Origin of the sequence: Methanogenium marinum (assembly GCF_028912405.1) — an archaeon.
GTDB classification, from domain to species: domain Archaea; phylum Halobacteriota; class Methanomicrobia; order Methanomicrobiales; family Methanomicrobiaceae; genus Methanogenium; species Methanogenium marinum.
On the sequence record NZ_JAKELO010000002.1, the window covers coordinates 2,054,444 to 2,068,811 of the forward strand.

Sequence of the window (14,368 nt, forward strand, 5' to 3'; positions counted from 1 at the left end):
GAATATGGTCAAAGTTAAAAGATTATTTGTAGGGGATCTGACCTGTTATGAAAACTGAATAAAATGAGCCCATATAATTTCAAAACAATTATAACTATAATCTCACCATCATAAATTTATGGATCAGGATCAAGACCAAGAAGATGCACCTACAGAAAGAAATACCAATCTTCGGATATTTTTAATCCTTTAATTTGGTGACAAATATGCAAGAAATCGAAATAGATAAAGAAATTCAAACATCTGTCAAGCCTATAAGGAAACGATGCAATTTTAAATTTACATCAAAATCACTTGGAGAGCTAGAAGTCCGACCGTTTACAGTAAATAAATTCATAAAAGCGGAACAATTATTAGAAGAACACCTTAATGAGAGAGAATTTACGATAAAATTGATCTTTGGCCTTATTGAAGAGCCAAAATTTTCTTTTGATGTTTTTCAGAAGATTCCTGATTCAGAATTAAAATCCATTGTTCGCAGATTTTGCGAAAATAATAAAGAATTAAACAATATTTTTGGTGTTTCAACAGACGAACATTTTTTTATTGAATTCAAAGATGGAATTCAAAGATATCGTGATGAAATCATCAAAAAAATGTCAATAAATCTTGAGGGGCTAATTACTCCATTTAACCTTGGCATAGAAGATATTGGCCCAGGGGTTTCAGGTTTACAAAATTTATTTAATCAAAGTATATTACCGCAAATAAAATTTCCTCAAATGCATATTCCTCAAATTGAAGCACTTCAATTATCGATTCAATTGAATGGCACGTATTTCGATAATTTATCAAAGCAAATCGAAGAATTTTCCAAATCGTTAAGAACCATTGATATTGATTATGAATCTGCGGACGAAATTCTAAAAAAATATAAGTGGTTTTTATCTTTCAGTCTTCCAATATCATTTTATTTTGATGTTCTTGAAATTGAAAACTCTGGGAACAATAAGTTGGCGAGAATCAATAAGCTATATTTAGACTACTTCTCAGATGAAAATTATGAAGAATTAACCGTATTGGTTGAATCGTGGAATAATAACCCAATATTTCAACCAAGAATGAAAATTTTCAGGAGTTGTGTACAGACAATAAAAAGAGCAAAAACAAGAGATAATCCATCAAATGTAGTAATACCAGTTTTAATTGCTCAAATTGACGGTATACAAAAAGAAATATATGCGAAACATAGCATCAAAAAAAAAGGTCCCAAACATGACCTGATTTTTTTCGATGATTTTGGAAATGAATCTAAAAATATGCTCGATGCCAAACGAAGATTGATCAAATCACTTAATAAGTATTCATCTGCAGGAGATTACTTGTTACTTGATGTTTTATTTCAGGAAAATAAAAAAATATCAATTCCTACAACATTTCTCCGACATGGAATACTTCATGGTGAATATGTCAATTATGGACGTAAAACTCACACAATCAGAGCATTTCTAATTCTTGACTTTTTGCACTACCTCAAGGGAAAATAATTTCTTTTTCCAGCAAATCACCATCCATTGTGAAGAACTCTAATTGAGTATTATTCACTCAAATGAGCATTTTAAAATTCACTTTCTGATATCCTACCAGTCGCAACCATGAACAGGATCCTTACCTGGAGTATGAACGCTCCTGCAGCTGCAGCAAACATTGTCCAGTATGCTACTATGGAGAATATTGGTATTGTTATTGCTGATCGGAAAAAAGAACAATGCACAAATAGAGGTTTTTACAGAGCAAGATTAGGTGTTAGACATAATATTTGACATATTCACAACACGCGAAATTGCAAGTGGAATATGGATCATATTATTTTTTGTTTACTTCATATTATTAAAAAACACAAGGAATTCCTTTTTTCAGATAATTAAAATAGCATGTTCAAAAGAGATACTAATTCCAATTTTCATCCTCATAATATACAGCGCATTTTTGATTGCATTATTTTTAAACACACCACTCTGGCAAATTGTATATGTAAAAATAATTCTCATATGGACATTATTTATTGGCATACCTATGTGTTTCAAAGCAGCCATGAGTACTCTTGAAACAGATTACATTAAAAGGATATTTATAGACGGATTTAAGTATACAGTTTTTGTTGGATATATTACCGGACTTTTTACATTCAGTCTCTTAACTGAATTTATAATGGTACCAGCATTTGCAGGTGTTGTTTTATCTAATACGTTTTCAGAATCTAGCGAAAAATATAGTAAAAATAAAAAAAAGGCTTCCCGAAATTTAATTATTACAATCCTTATATTTTCTGTAATGGTAACAATAAATGCTATTGAGATTTATTCATCGTTAGATGGTTTAGAAATATTGATTGGATTTTTAATACCCATTGCATTATCGATTTTGTATATACCTTTTGTATATCTATTTGCAATATATGGAAAATATGACAAAATATTTTCACAAATGAAAATTAAAGGCCAAATTAAGAAAAATAATGCCCTAAACCACAAAAAATATGTTCTATTCGCGTGTGGGCTATCATACAACAAATTACTTAGATTTGAAAAATATTGCATTAAGGAAATGTATTCTGGAATGAGTGAAAAGGAATTTAATCAGCTTATTGATACATTCAAAGCGTTTTAGGTGTGAAATGTCCTATAGCTGATTCAGGGATGAGGTATTCTCACCCCTATTTAAAATCACGATCATCTTCCAATCAGACAGCTATTTTCATTCACGTTCCGATATCCTGCCAGTTGCAAACATGAACATAATCCTTACCTGGAAGAGGAACGCAACGAAGGCTGCAGCCACCATTACATAGTATGAGATATAGGCAAACGTTGTGGATAGTCTCGTGAAAAATAAGATAATTGCTGATACGATGAAGAAGCGGACGCACCATTCAGCAGGGTATAGGAGGATTGGCCAGTCGTATTTCACGATGGAAAATTGTTATTAATAATATATATGTGGATATTTTCATTCTACTCAGAGAAATCATTCAGCTATTAGTACTTCCGGTAAAAATGAGGATTATAGAAATTCTCTTAAATGAAAACGACTGAAAGGAGTATCAAAATGAGAGGAACTTCACTGACAAAAAATGGCTGTATCTCTGTATTAGCTCTCCTCTGCATCTGTCTTCTTAGTTGGTCTGTGATCCCGGTATCAGCTGTCTCATCTGCAGTGATAGGAGAGACGGTACATCTCTCCGGAAATGGGGGCGGATACGATGATATGTATCTTTTTTTAACCGGTCCCAATCTTGCACCCGGTGGTGTCAGGCCTGATAGCATCACAACTCATGTTGTGTCCGGCGATGATGCTTCTTTCATCCATGTGCCCGTCAGGAGTGGTGTGTGGGAATATGACTGGAACACCGGCAGGACAGGAGGGACACTGGATCCCGGCACCTATCTGGTATGGGCTGTACCCCAACCCCTGGGACGGTATGATCTTGGTAAAACATCATATGCAACAATAAATATAATCCTGAAAAATGCAGCAATGACCGCAGAAATATCCGGAACTACTGGAAATGCCGGTATTAGTGGCACAGAAAAAATGGCTGAAGAGACTGCGACAGAGAGATCCGAAGAAACAAATCCGGATCCCAATGAATTCTCTGCTGGAGATGCGGAATCGTTGAACAATGCCAGTGACGAAACCAATAAATCATCCACTGTCTCTGAGGATACCATGCCTGCACCCACAACCGCAGGGTCTCTCTCATATTCCTGTTTTTGTGCTGCAGGTATTGCTATAGTCTTCCTGATTTGTGTATGCCGGGATGAAAAGAGATGATAATTCAGTCCCGTTTATTCCCCGTTCTTTTTCAGCTTTACGCCATTGACTTCACAGGAAGCGCCGCATCCATTCGTTGTCCCTGTATCAATGATGCGGTATGCATCTGCGAGAACCGCTGCCTGTGCAAGTGATCCTGCAATGAGAACAACTTCCAGGATTTCATCCTTTGTTGCACCTTTTTTGAGGGCCGCACTCATATGATATTCAACACAATGGTTGCAGTTCAGTGCTGCACCTACAGCAATACTTATAAGTTCAATCATCTTTGGATCGATGGATGATGTCTCAGTAATTGCATCCTTAAACATCAGGTGCGAGAGAAGTACCTCGGGTTTTTTGGACATTTTCTGGTAAATCAGGGGGACACTGTCATATTCTTCCTGAATACCTTCCAGCCAGTCTTTTGCTGCTGTTTCTGTTCCACGCTTCAAAATTTCCTGAAGTGTGTCCTCAAAATCCACGGTATGCGCCATTAATGTATCACCAAAATGTTGTCAGAAAAAAGGGATATAATTTTGTATTTAGACCATTATTTTCGTTTCTGAAAATGGTCTGATGCGAATCAGGATATAATCCCGCATGCGGGAAGGGAGTATTTGTGTAATGTCGCCAATTTTAACCCCGTTTTCTATTTCAATTGCTGCAATTGGATCGGCATACGTATCATATGGCAATTTGACACGAAGTGCTCGTATCTGAACGACGACCGGTGTTGGATGGGTTGAACGTTTGGTTATATCCATTGCATCATCAAGGACTGCCATCAAACGAGCAGGGTTTATGGAAAGAGGATCTTTTGCCACTTCTTCACGTTTCCGGGAAAGGACCGCAGAAACTTCCTCAACCAGTGTGTCAAGATGGTCAATCTCGCCTTCCTGTTGTCTCATCCGGTGGGCGATTCTTCCGATTCCCCCGACATATCCATCAACAGGTGGGTCAATAATTCGCTGAAGGGCTTCTGTGGAAGGTCGTCCGGTGAGAATAATCGGGACATTAATTCCTCTGCGCAGAGCGGGCATTTTATACTCAATGCAGGTTTCAAAGTTGCCAAGCATAAACACAGCACAGTCGTGTTCATTTATTATATCGCGTTCTTCAATACTGAGGTTCGCAATGCGCTTGCCGAATCCGCGTGCAAGGCCTATCATATTGGTCTTTGCACCGGCGCTTCTGAGATACTCTGCCACATCACAAGACGTGTGAGGCAGGTGGTGGATTTCAAGACTGGGGCTCACAACAGCAATCTCTGTTCCCACAAGAGGTGCCTCAATTACCACACCTGCCAGGGGACGACTGATTTTTCGAATCAGTTCAATATCATCCTTTGGTACCAGGGACTGAAGGACAACTTCCTGAGCAATCATATGTTTTTGAACAATATATCCCCCAAGATCGTCTATGAGGTCAATGATGATATCGTGGCGGTATACTCCTCCCTTATAGGTAATGGGGACAAAAACGGTCATACACTCACTCCCACACAGGCTAATTTTTCTTTGAGAAGTTTGTCGATATCTTCTTCATCGAGGGTGTTCTCACTTGCCACATAGCTGAAGTGTCCTTTCCCTATTATTTCACGCCTGACTTTGAACCCTTCGGGGGCAATCCACTGCATTGCATAGATGATATCATGAAACATTCCTTCACTTGGGTCGACTACAACCATCTCCTCAACTTCCCGTGGGTTTAGACCAGGTACCATAATTTTTACGGTAAACCGATCAGGTTGGGTGATGAGATCCCGGCCATAGGTATCCCAGAGAATAGAAAGCATTGGTGAAAGATAGGTTTCGGTTCCAATATCCAGCACCACTCCTTCACCTGTTCCAAGGGCACTTGCAAAATCACGGATATGCACCAGTCCGGGCATCTGCTTAATGACACCGACTGCAAGAAAGAGGGGGGTTTCCGGATCAATGTAGATATGCAGCCTTCCGATGGATTGGCTCAGGTTAAGATCCAGGAGAATGTCATCCGCAATTTTTTTGTATATTTCTGCACCCACCGGTTCGATACATTCTACCTCAAAGTATTCGAGCCCTTTCATAGCAGTCACTTCTCCTCAATAAATCCGGATGCAAGGAGGGCTGACCCTACAGAACCAATATACTGTGAATGGTGAGGTACAAGAATTTTTGTCTGAAGCAGTTCTCCCATTTCATGGACCAGTCCCTCAATGAGTGAGGTTCCTCCGACCATGATCACCGGTTCTTTTATGTCGACCTCCTGGAGCTGCTGTTCGAAGACCTGTTCTGCCACACTCCTGCACGCTGCTGCTGCAACGTCTTCTTTTGAGCTCCCTTTTGCCAGTGCATTGACAAGGCTCTGGGTACCAAAGACAATACAGTAGCTGTTCATGGGGACGACATTTGAGTTCCCTTTCATCGCAATCGGGCCAAGTTCTGTGATATCTACGCCGATTCTTTGGGCAGTCAGCTCAAGGAACCGTCCTGACGCACCGGCACAGATACCTCCCATAGTGAACACGCCGGGGATGCCGTCCTGGACTGAAATTGCCTTATTGTCCATTCCACCAATATCAATAACTGTTGCTTCACCGTGCTGTCGGTCAGCCAGATATACCGCACCTTTGGAATTTACGGTCAGCTCTTCCTGAATGAGATCTACCCCCAGTTTTTCTCCTACCAGGTATCTGCCATATCCGGTGGTGCCGATTGCCTCAATATCAGTCATTTCAAGGCCTGCCTCCTTCAGAGCGGCTTCAATGACACCATTGGCACTGTTCATAACTTCAGTGCTGGGCAACCAGCCTGTGCCGATGATCTCATTGTCCTGCATGACGACGGCTTTTGTTGTTGCAGACCCGGAATCTATACCCATTGTGGTTCCGTTCTGTTTTTCCCGTGCAAGAAGTGCTCTTCTCCGTGCGATGGTGGTGAGCGCCTCCATCCGGGTGAGGAGTGTCCCTGAGGTGGTGCGTTCGGTAAATGAATAACTCACAACCGGAAGGTCAGAATGTTCATGGATATACCGACGCAGTTCATTCCGGACTGTTGCCGCTTCAGCACACCGGAAACAGGTGGCAATAAAGACTGCATCAGCCTCTACTTTTTGTTCAACAAGTGCCATCGCACGGGCGATGGCAAGTTTCAGATCCCCTGAGCGTGCTTCAAGACCAAATGCATCATACGACCGGCGGATGTCGGTGAGTGTTACATCCGGGAAGAACATTTCGGCATTAACTGCTTCAGCTGCATCATAAATTTCTTTTTGAACACCACTGTGCTCGGGGCCGCAGGAGATTTGTGCAATACGAACAGGATGTTCATTCATTTATTTCACCTTCGAGCCCTGCAAGAAACTCTTTTATCTGGGTTACAAATGCCACACCTTCATCTTCCGTTTCCGGGTATTTTATGTCGAGTAAAGGCAGCCCTTTCTGCTGGCGCACCATGAACATCACCAGTTCATTTGTGCGGGCGCATCCCATACATCCGAAGGAGAGATCTGCATCATTGATGATAATTGCGGCATCCGCTTCTTCAATCAACGGCCCATATATAGCCATCCGTCCCCTGACTCCGCACGGTACTTCAACAGCAGCATATTTCAGGCCCTTCTTTGGATCCTCCGGTGTCATCTGGAGAGGTGGTGAGTCAAGACTTGGGGTCTGGATTCGTTCCCGGATTCCGGTCGCTGCCCCGAGTGCCTCGTGGCCCCATCTCTCAACCATATCTGAGAGAATGAGACTTGTTGCAGGGAAAATAAACACTTTTGCCATTCTGTTATGCCTCCTCGTTATTGATGATCTCAACTAATTTGTTCAGGGGTAACTTTCCTTCGTCCAGTTTCTTCTTCCCCAACCGTGTGACTGTCGGTGCTGTGTTCTTTTCCAGTTCTTTCAGGCCGTGTGAGATATACCGGAACAGGCCACTCTCGAATTCATGGCCATAGTAGCCCGGTCGTGCGCCACCAAGATTTGCCCGGCACCTCCGTGTGTCTCCGGGAGGGAAGCCCCGGTCTTTGACAAAAATATGGGTCGGGTCAACCGTGCGCAACTCTTTGATGAGGTTCTTTACCTTTTCCGGTTCACCCGTTACCTGAAGTCCGAAACACGTCTCTTTTATAAGCAATCCTTCTGAAATTTCATACGCACGTATAACTAGTGTCTGTGGTGTGAAGTCAGGAGAATCAATGAATACATACTTGGTTACTGTGCCTACGTATGTAGGTATATACTCAGTTCTGCTCAATTTTTCACCTCTCGTATGTAGACAATACTGCCTTCTTTCAGGGCTGAAAGTTTTTCAGGTTCACAGACACGCCCGATGATATTCGTCCCTTCAAAAGGTTCGGATGTGGGACCATATTCATCGTTTTCTGTGGTTCTGCATCCGATGAGACCAGCACTCTTCCGTGAGTCATTGGTGATTGCGAGCATATTTGCAGGTACACTTCCTTTCGGGGTATTTTCTATATTGATATTTGTACCTTTTTTTATTTGCGGCTGGAATAATGAAACATCATCAAAATGGATGAGAAGAGGCATTTCACCAATATCATGCCACCTAAGGCCGGTTATTGAACGGAATGTGTAACAGCTCAGTGGTGCATCGGAATCAAAGAGTTCAACAGAGATAACATGAGAAATTGGAATGGTTGTGACCGAGACCTTCTTTTCTGCTAAGACTTCCAGCGTGGTTTCCGGTGTTTGTGAAATTATTACCCTGTCTCCGATTTCATCGTCTGAAACAAGAGTGATACCCCGGTTTTCTGCAGACATTTTCGCATCAGAGAGTGCCATGCCACGGACATCAAACTGTGCCGGTTCTACGTTAAACAGAAATGTATCGCCGGCGTTTGCGATATGAGCAAGTTCAATGCCATGCTCCACACTGGCAACAACGGTATGGTTCGGGCTTCCGGCAATATCATCTGTATAAATATATGCTGAACCCCTGTTTTTCCCGCTGACACGGACGGTTACTGTACCATCAAATCTGGAGTGTGGTTCGCCTTCATAAAACACCTCACTCTCACGCATATGATCATCACGGATGTGAGTACTTGCGTCCAGTGAAACATGGTATCTTCCGGTTCTGTTGGTAAGGAGGAGGTGTTCGACACTCTGTGCGCGTGTGATGTCAATCGTTTCATCCCGATACCCTGTAGCACGTGCCTGGACGTGGGTGATGATACTCATGCCATCTTCAAGTAACACATCCTGTTTCGTGGTAGCAAAGGCATTTGATGCGTCTGCACTCTGGATGATTCGTTCCATGGCAGTAATTGCATCTTTTGGTTTCCATTCCTCAGGAACGGACATTCCCGATACAACCCTCCCGACAATACCTCCTCCTTTTGCTGCCCCGTGGTCAGCGATATGGGTCGTTATTGAAAAGAGCAGAAATGATTTTTCCCTGTCATATCCACCACAGCCAAGAATCACATCGCCCCTGGCATATCGATGAGGGGATCGTTCCGGTACGATATTGGTTGGAAACGGGCCAAATGATGCTGCCTGTCGGTCAGCCCATTTTAGTATAAGCAACTCTGGATGTGTACCGTTATCAGGGGCGCCCGCAGATATTTTGTCCTGTAAAAAAGATGGAATATCACCGGTAAGTTCGATGATTATCTCTCCTGCGGTTGTCGCAACACGAATATTGCGTGTGACTGCAGATATTTTGTCCGCCGGGCGGATCACTGCAACACTGCATTCGGGAGGGTGCCCGGGAATGATATCCCCGAGTTGAGCTCCTTCAGGTACTTCCAGCCTCTCGCCGTTGAGGCGGATCTCTGTCATTATATATATCTCCACTTAGACGGTTGTCATAATTTGCCGCTCTTTATCTGAGAGTTCCTGGAGTACCTCTGCGGTTGGTCCAATCTTTACGATCTTTCCGCCTCTCATGAGAATACACCGGTCACAGATATCGCGTACAAAATCCATGTCGTGGGAGACTACAATAAATGTTTCATCTATTTCTTCACGGGCCGTCACGATTGAATGTTTCACATCGATCTTGGTGATAGGATCCATCGTTCCGGTTGGTTCGTCAAGGATAACGATTCTCGGTTCTTTAATGAGAACCTGAGCAAGGGCAACCCGGTGTTTTTCTCCTTCAGAAAGTTGATCCGGGCGCCTGTTGAGAATTTCCTTTGCCTTTTGTTCTGTAAAACCGGCCATCTTGAGAGTGATGACTGCTTTGCGCATTGCAAGTTCCTTTGGGAATTCAAGACCAATGGAGTCAGTCAGATTGTCAAGAATATTCCGGTGGGGATACAGATCGTACTCCTGATGGAGAAGGCCAATGTATTTTTTGGCCCGGCCACGCTGTTCAATGCCGGGCTTTGTCATGTCAATGCATTCATCACCAATACGAATGTTCATCTCACCTGCTGTTGGTTCGATTATGCCCGCAATCATCTTTGAAAGGGTTGTCTTACCTGCACCGGATGTTCCGATAATGCCAAAGATTTCCCGTTCTGAGACAGAAAACGAAACACCGTCAACAGCCTTGATCATACCTCTGTCGAGAGAAAGATATCGTTTGGATACATCCCGTGCCCGGAGAACCTGCTCTCCAAGTTCTGCTGATTTGTATCCGCTGTCCTCGGGGGCATTTTCCATGAACGTATCAATGACGTGGGCAGGTTCGCCAATAGCCTTTATCCCACCGTCTTCCAGAAGCAGTGCACGGTTGCAGGTATCTACAATAACATCAGGGAAGTGAGATGAAACAATCATTGCCATATTGTTATTTACTGCAGAATTGTGCAGCATGTCATGGACAATGGATGCAATACGGGGGTCGAGTGTTCCTGTCGGTTCATCAGCACAGAGGAGAAATGGATCCTTGGCAAGCTGGCGGGCAAGTACAACACGCTGCTTTTCTCCGCCGGATAGATCACGTGCAATGTGCATCATCCGGTGAGACAGGCGCACCTCATCCAGAAGGTCGGCAGCACGGTTGACTGCCTTTTCGCCGGGATATCCAATATCAGAAAGTGCGTGAAGAACATTTTCGATAACGCGGTCATCACCATACAGGGCAAACGTGCGCTGGAACATAATCGCAGTCCGAACCATAACGCCGCGTTTCTTATGCTCATTTCCATCCGCCCATAAATCGACATCATTGGCAACCATCTCTCCGCCACACTTTGCGCATTTGCTTCCCTCTTTGCTTCTGAGATCAACATATCCGCATTTATCGCAGGTAGAGATATGGTAGATAATTTTGCCCTTTGTCGGCGGGGTATCCACACCACGGATGAGATGCATCAGCACCGTCTTCCCTGCACCACTTCGTCCAATGATGCCGAGGATCTCACCCTCTGCTAATTGAAAATTGATATTATTGAGGACAACATTTCCATCGAATTCCATGGAAAGATCTTCAACTGTTAGTAGAGGCACCATAATTCCCGTTCACAGTATCATTTTTTGGTGGTTTAAAAGTTATTATTCTATCATAATATTGCGCATAGGTGTAATTAATGGTGGAGACTGTCAACAATATCCACAACTTCATGCACTGAATCAATGATATAATCCGCAGCTTTCATTAGAGGATCCGGCTTTTTTCTGTTCTGCTGGAGAGAAAGGATGGCGAAATCAGCCTTTTTCATAGCCCTTAAATCATTAATGCCATCACCTACCATTATAACGGTGTCATACTGGCGTTTCAAGTCCTCAACTACCTGTTCTTTTATCGCAGGGGTGGCAACACCATGTGTATTGTCCTGTGGTATGCCGAGATAGTCTGCCATGCGCATCAGTTTATTTGTCCGATCGCCGGAAGCAATGTATGTACTTATGCCCATCGCCTGCAGGTCCTGAATAGTCTCGCGCGCACGTGAAAAGGGGCGACCTCCTGCTGTTATAACAAATTCAATACCCCCCAGATTCCCATTGAGCATCACGCCTGAGTTCAGTGCTACAATGGACTCTTTTTTGCATGCTCCCCAGACAGTTCTGATACATCCCTGCAGGTCACCAATTGTTGCATGGGAGTCGTTATAGAGGAGATTACGGATATAATCGGCAGTGACTGCCTTGCAGGTACATGATATGCCAAATTCAATGTTATTTTCACTCAGGTAACCAGAGAGAAGGCGTGTGGGGTCTTCGTCGATAATTTCACGGGAATGGAGATAGAGCAAAATGAGTGCACGTTCTTTACAGGAGGCAGTAAGCGTGATGGTCTCCACGTTTTTCTGGACAGTGTTATTCCTGACATCTTTTAGTACACGATAGGTGCGCAGAAGCGTTCCTGCACTGTCAAAGACAACTGCAGTTGTCATCTGTGTTCACCCGCAAACAGTCGCATTAATACTGATTGGTGTAATTGAAGTAAATGAATACGATGGTTCTCACAAAGACTGCAGATGATATCTCCTCTATGCGGATACGGGGAGCTGGGCGCATTGCCCGCACGGCTGCCGGCGCCCTTCAGGAGTATGGAACATCCCTTGACTGTGACACGCTTGCGGCATTTGTCCGTGAAATGGAAAATGCAGCAGATATTCTCTGTGGTACACGTCCGACTGCTGTTTCTCTTCCGAATGCTGTCCGGTTTGTTATGCAGGGTGTACAGGGCTCAACCACACTTGAAGAGGCACAGGGCGCATTAAATAAACGTGCTGTAGAATTCATCCGCGATTCTTTGGCTGCGGTGGGGAAAATTGCTGAAATCGCGGCGCGGCAGATTCCGGATGATGCAGTCATTATGACACACTGTAATTCTGAAGCGGCCATTGCCTGTATCATACGTGCACATGAACTGGGCAAAGTGCGTGAAGTGTACGCAACAGAGGTGCGGCCACGTAATCAGGGTTATATTACTATTCAAATGCTTTCTGATGCGGGAATTCCGGTGAACTTTATTGTTGATTCTGCCGCGCGGATGTTTATGCCAAAGGTTGATCTGGTTATAACAGGAACCGATGCAGTCACCGCAAACGGGGCTGTCGTAAATAAAATAGGGACGTCACAGATTGCACTCTGTGCACATGAAGCCCGAAAACCGTTTATCGTTGCTGCTGAAACCTACAAATTTGCACCCCGCACAATTCTTGGTGAACGTATACCCATTGAATACCGTCCCATAGAAGAGGTGATAGGAAGTGAGAGGCAACTCCCTGCTGGTGTCGTTGTCAAAAACCCTGCATTTGATGTAACTCCTCCTGCCTATGTGGATCTCATTGTAACAGAGATAGGTGCATTTGCCCCATCCTATGCACCGTTTGTCATCCGTGACCATCTTGGGTGGGACACAAGTGAATTCCAAAAGGACTATGCATTTACTCACCATTATGGAGAATGAGACAGATGGAAGACGTCATTGCGCATTATTATTTCCGTCCTGACGGAAGGACGACTCCGCAGGAGGCCGCACAGGCAATTGCGGAGGAAGAGACCACCGGCACCTGGACTGCCCTTACAACCAGGCAGGATTACGTAAGGGGGCTTGACGGCACGGTGGAGAGTGTGGAAGAATCCGGCCGGGGGTATCTCACTGCTATACGATATCCTTACGAGATATTTGAGCCCGGCAATGTCGCCCAGTATCTCTCTGTTGTGGCAGGAAATCTTTTCGGGCTTGGAAGGCTTGAGGCGGTGCGTCTGACTGATGTTGATTTTCCAGAATCACTCGCCTGTTTTAATGGTCCAAATTTTGGAATAGAAGGTGTCAGAAGGCTACTTGGAACCCGAAACCGGCCACATGTCGGGACCATCATTAAGCCTAAGGTGGGCCTTACTCCCACTGATACTGCCCTTGTTGCGTATGAGGCAGCATCCGGGGGTGTTGATTTTATCAAGGACGATGAAACACTGACCAACCAGGCATTCTGTCCAATGGCAGACCGTGTGGAGGCAGTTATGGCACGCCTTGATGAGGCAAAGGATGAGACCGGGCGGCAGGTACTCTATGCAGTCAATATATCTGACCGTGCAGACAAAATCGTCGAACGGGCAGAGGAGGCAATCGAATTGGGGGCAAACACTCTCATGGTTGATGTTATAACCTGTGGGTATTCGGCACTCCAGGCCCTTGCAGAAGAGCCGGGAATCTCTGTTCCCATTCATGTGCACAGAACCATGCACGCAGCGATGACACGAAATCCAGAACATGGGATTGCGATGCGCCCGATTGCCCGTCTCGTACGGATGATGGGAGGAGATCAACTACACACCGGAACGGTGAGTGGAAAGATGGGGGGTAACGCTGAAGAGCTTATTCTGGATAACCGTGCACTTACTGATCCCTGGTATGGATTCAAGCCGGTTTTTCCGGTGGCAAGCGGCGGTCTGCACCCCGGAAAAATCCATGCCGAACTGGAAACACTTGGGACGGAAATTGTGTTGCAGGCAGGCGGTGGCATTCATGGTCATCCTGATGGTACTGCCGCCGGCGCCCGTGCAATGTGTCAGGCAGTGGACGCCTTCCTTGAAGGAGTTTCAGCCTCGGAATATGCAAAAGATCATGTCGAACTTAAACATGCCCTGGATCTCTGGGGCACATCTTAATCCTTTTTTTTGGAGTTCCTGATCGATGGGAATTTTATCCCCCGATGACATACAAGGAGATAGGTAATTCTCTCTATTGTCCGTGCTGTTTCT

General features: G+C 44.3%; 14 protein-coding genes. 5 read left to right on the plus strand and 9 right to left on the minus strand.

Annotated features, from left to right (window positions below; genetic code table 11):
• Positions 1-206 precede the first annotated feature (206 nt).
• The 3 genes from L0665_RS10235 (at position 207) to L0665_RS10245 (ending at position 3,774) form a co-directional block, all read left to right on the plus strand.
• Positions 207-1,487: a hypothetical protein gene (locus L0665_RS10235; RefSeq protein ID WP_274925585.1), complete on the plus strand. Its 1,281-nt coding sequence runs from the start codon at positions 207-209 to the stop codon at positions 1,485-1,487.
• A gap of 256 nt (positions 1,488-1,743) precedes the next feature.
• Positions 1,744-2,610 (plus strand): hypothetical protein, encoded by an 867-nt coding sequence (locus L0665_RS10240; protein WP_274925586.1) that lies wholly within the window; start codon positions 1,744-1,746, stop codon positions 2,608-2,610.
• Positions 2,611-3,048: 438 nt separating this feature from the next.
• Positions 3,049-3,774, plus strand: coding sequence for a hypothetical protein (locus L0665_RS10245; protein ID WP_274925587.1), 726 nt, complete (start codon positions 3,049-3,051; stop codon positions 3,772-3,774).
• A gap of 14 nt (positions 3,775-3,788) precedes the next feature.
• Here L0665_RS10245 and L0665_RS10250 read toward each other — a convergent pair whose 3' ends face one another.
• The 9 genes from L0665_RS10250 to L0665_RS10290 form a co-directional block, all read right to left on the minus strand.
• Positions 3,789-4,250 carry a carboxymuconolactone decarboxylase family protein gene (locus tag L0665_RS10250; RefSeq protein ID WP_274925588.1) on the minus strand — a complete coding sequence of 154 codons (462 nt, stop codon included), beginning with the start codon at positions 4,248-4,250 and terminating at the stop codon, positions 3,789-3,791.
• A 48-nt stretch (positions 4,251-4,298) separates the two neighbouring features.
• Positions 4,299-5,243, minus strand: a complete 945-nt coding sequence (locus L0665_RS10255) for a methanogenesis marker 7 protein (protein WP_274925589.1) — start codon at positions 5,241-5,243, stop codon at positions 4,299-4,301.
• Positions 5,240-5,824, minus strand: a complete 585-nt coding sequence (locus L0665_RS10260) for a methanogenesis marker 17 protein (RefSeq protein WP_274925590.1) — start codon at positions 5,822-5,824, stop codon at positions 5,240-5,242. Before L0665_RS10260 ends, L0665_RS10255 begins: the two co-directional genes overlap by 4 nt.
• 5 nt (positions 5,825-5,829) lie before the next feature.
• A complete protein-coding gene (locus tag L0665_RS10265; RefSeq protein ID WP_274925591.1) occupies positions 5,830-7,071 on the minus strand; it encodes a methanogenesis marker 15 protein in 1,242 nt (413 codons plus the stop codon).
• Positions 7,064-7,519 (minus strand): methanogenesis marker 5 protein, encoded by a 456-nt coding sequence (locus tag L0665_RS10270; RefSeq protein ID WP_274925592.1) that lies wholly within the window; start codon positions 7,517-7,519, stop codon positions 7,064-7,066. Before L0665_RS10270 ends, L0665_RS10265 begins: the two co-directional genes overlap by 8 nt.
• A gap of 4 nt (positions 7,520-7,523) precedes the next feature.
• Positions 7,524-7,991 (minus strand): methanogenesis marker 6 protein, encoded by a 468-nt coding sequence (locus L0665_RS10275; protein WP_274925593.1) that lies wholly within the window; start codon positions 7,989-7,991, stop codon positions 7,524-7,526.
• Positions 7,988-9,544 carry a methyl-coenzyme M reductase-associated protein Mmp3 gene (mmp3, locus tag L0665_RS10280; protein ID WP_274925594.1) on the minus strand — a complete coding sequence of 519 codons (1,557 nt, stop codon included), beginning with the start codon at positions 9,542-9,544 and terminating at the stop codon, positions 7,988-7,990. Before mmp3 ends, L0665_RS10275 begins: the two co-directional genes overlap by 4 nt.
• 15 nt (positions 9,545-9,559) lie before the next feature.
• Positions 9,560-11,164 carry a methyl coenzyme M reductase system, component A2 gene (gene atwA, locus L0665_RS10285; protein ID WP_274925595.1) on the minus strand — a complete coding sequence of 535 codons (1,605 nt, stop codon included), beginning with the start codon at positions 11,162-11,164 and terminating at the stop codon, positions 9,560-9,562.
• Positions 11,165-11,238: 74 nt separating this feature from the next.
• Positions 11,239-12,048 (minus strand): HAD family hydrolase, encoded by an 810-nt coding sequence (locus L0665_RS10290; RefSeq protein WP_274925596.1) that lies wholly within the window; start codon positions 12,046-12,048, stop codon positions 11,239-11,241.
• Between the two features lie 53 nt (positions 12,049-12,101).
• On the opposite strand from L0665_RS10290, the gene L0665_RS10295 reads away from it, so the two are divergent.
• Together L0665_RS10295 and L0665_RS10300 are read left to right on the plus strand one after the other, a co-directional pair.
• Entirely contained in the window at positions 12,102-13,070 is a 969-nt protein-coding gene (locus L0665_RS10295; RefSeq protein WP_420847035.1) for a ribose 1,5-bisphosphate isomerase, read from the plus strand.
• Positions 13,071-13,075: 5 nt separating this feature from the next.
• The gene (locus tag L0665_RS10300; protein WP_274925597.1) at positions 13,076-14,275 is read left to right on the plus strand and encodes a RuBisCO large subunit C-terminal-like domain-containing protein; all 1,200 of its coding nucleotides are present in this window, start codon (positions 13,076-13,078) and stop codon (positions 14,273-14,275) included.
• The last annotated feature ends 93 nt before the right edge of the window (positions 14,276-14,368 follow it).

Bases quoted from the DNA above. Each gene is read 5' to 3' on its own strand.
- L0665_RS10295 (WP_420847035.1), top strand. From the start codon at position 12,102: ATGAATACGATGGTTCTCACAAAGACTGCAGATGATATCTCCTCTATG.
- L0665_RS10245 (WP_274925587.1), top strand. From the start codon at position 3,049: ATGAGAGGAACTTCACTGACAAAAAATGGCTGTATCTCTGTATTAGCT.
- L0665_RS10250 (WP_274925588.1), bottom strand. From the start codon at position 4,250: ATGGCGCATACCGTGGATTTTGAGGACACACTTCAGGAAATTTTGAAG.
- L0665_RS10235 (WP_274925585.1), top strand. From the start codon at position 207: ATGCAAGAAATCGAAATAGATAAAGAAATTCAAACATCTGTCAAGCCT.
- L0665_RS10255 (WP_274925589.1), bottom strand. From the start codon at position 5,243: ATGACCGTTTTTGTCCCCATTACCTATAAGGGAGGAGTATACCGCCAC.
- L0665_RS10270 (WP_274925592.1), bottom strand. From the start codon at position 7,519: ATGGCAAAAGTGTTTATTTTCCCTGCAACAAGTCTCATTCTCTCAGAT.
- L0665_RS10290 (WP_274925596.1), bottom strand. From the start codon at position 12,048: ATGACAACTGCAGTTGTCTTTGACAGTGCAGGAACGCTTCTGCGCACC.
- L0665_RS10300 (WP_274925597.1), top strand. From the start codon at position 13,076: ATGGAAGACGTCATTGCGCATTATTATTTCCGTCCTGACGGAAGGACG.
- atwA (WP_274925595.1), bottom strand. From the start codon at position 11,164: ATGGTGCCTCTACTAACAGTTGAAGATCTTTCCATGGAATTCGATGGA.
- L0665_RS10260 (WP_274925590.1), bottom strand. From the start codon at position 5,824: ATGAAAGGGCTCGAATACTTTGAGGTAGAATGTATCGAACCGGTGGGT.
- mmp3 (WP_274925594.1), bottom strand. From the start codon at position 9,544: ATGACAGAGATCCGCCTCAACGGCGAGAGGCTGGAAGTACCTGAAGGA.
- L0665_RS10265 (WP_274925591.1), bottom strand. From the start codon at position 7,071: ATGAATGAACATCCTGTTCGTATTGCACAAATCTCCTGCGGCCCCGAG.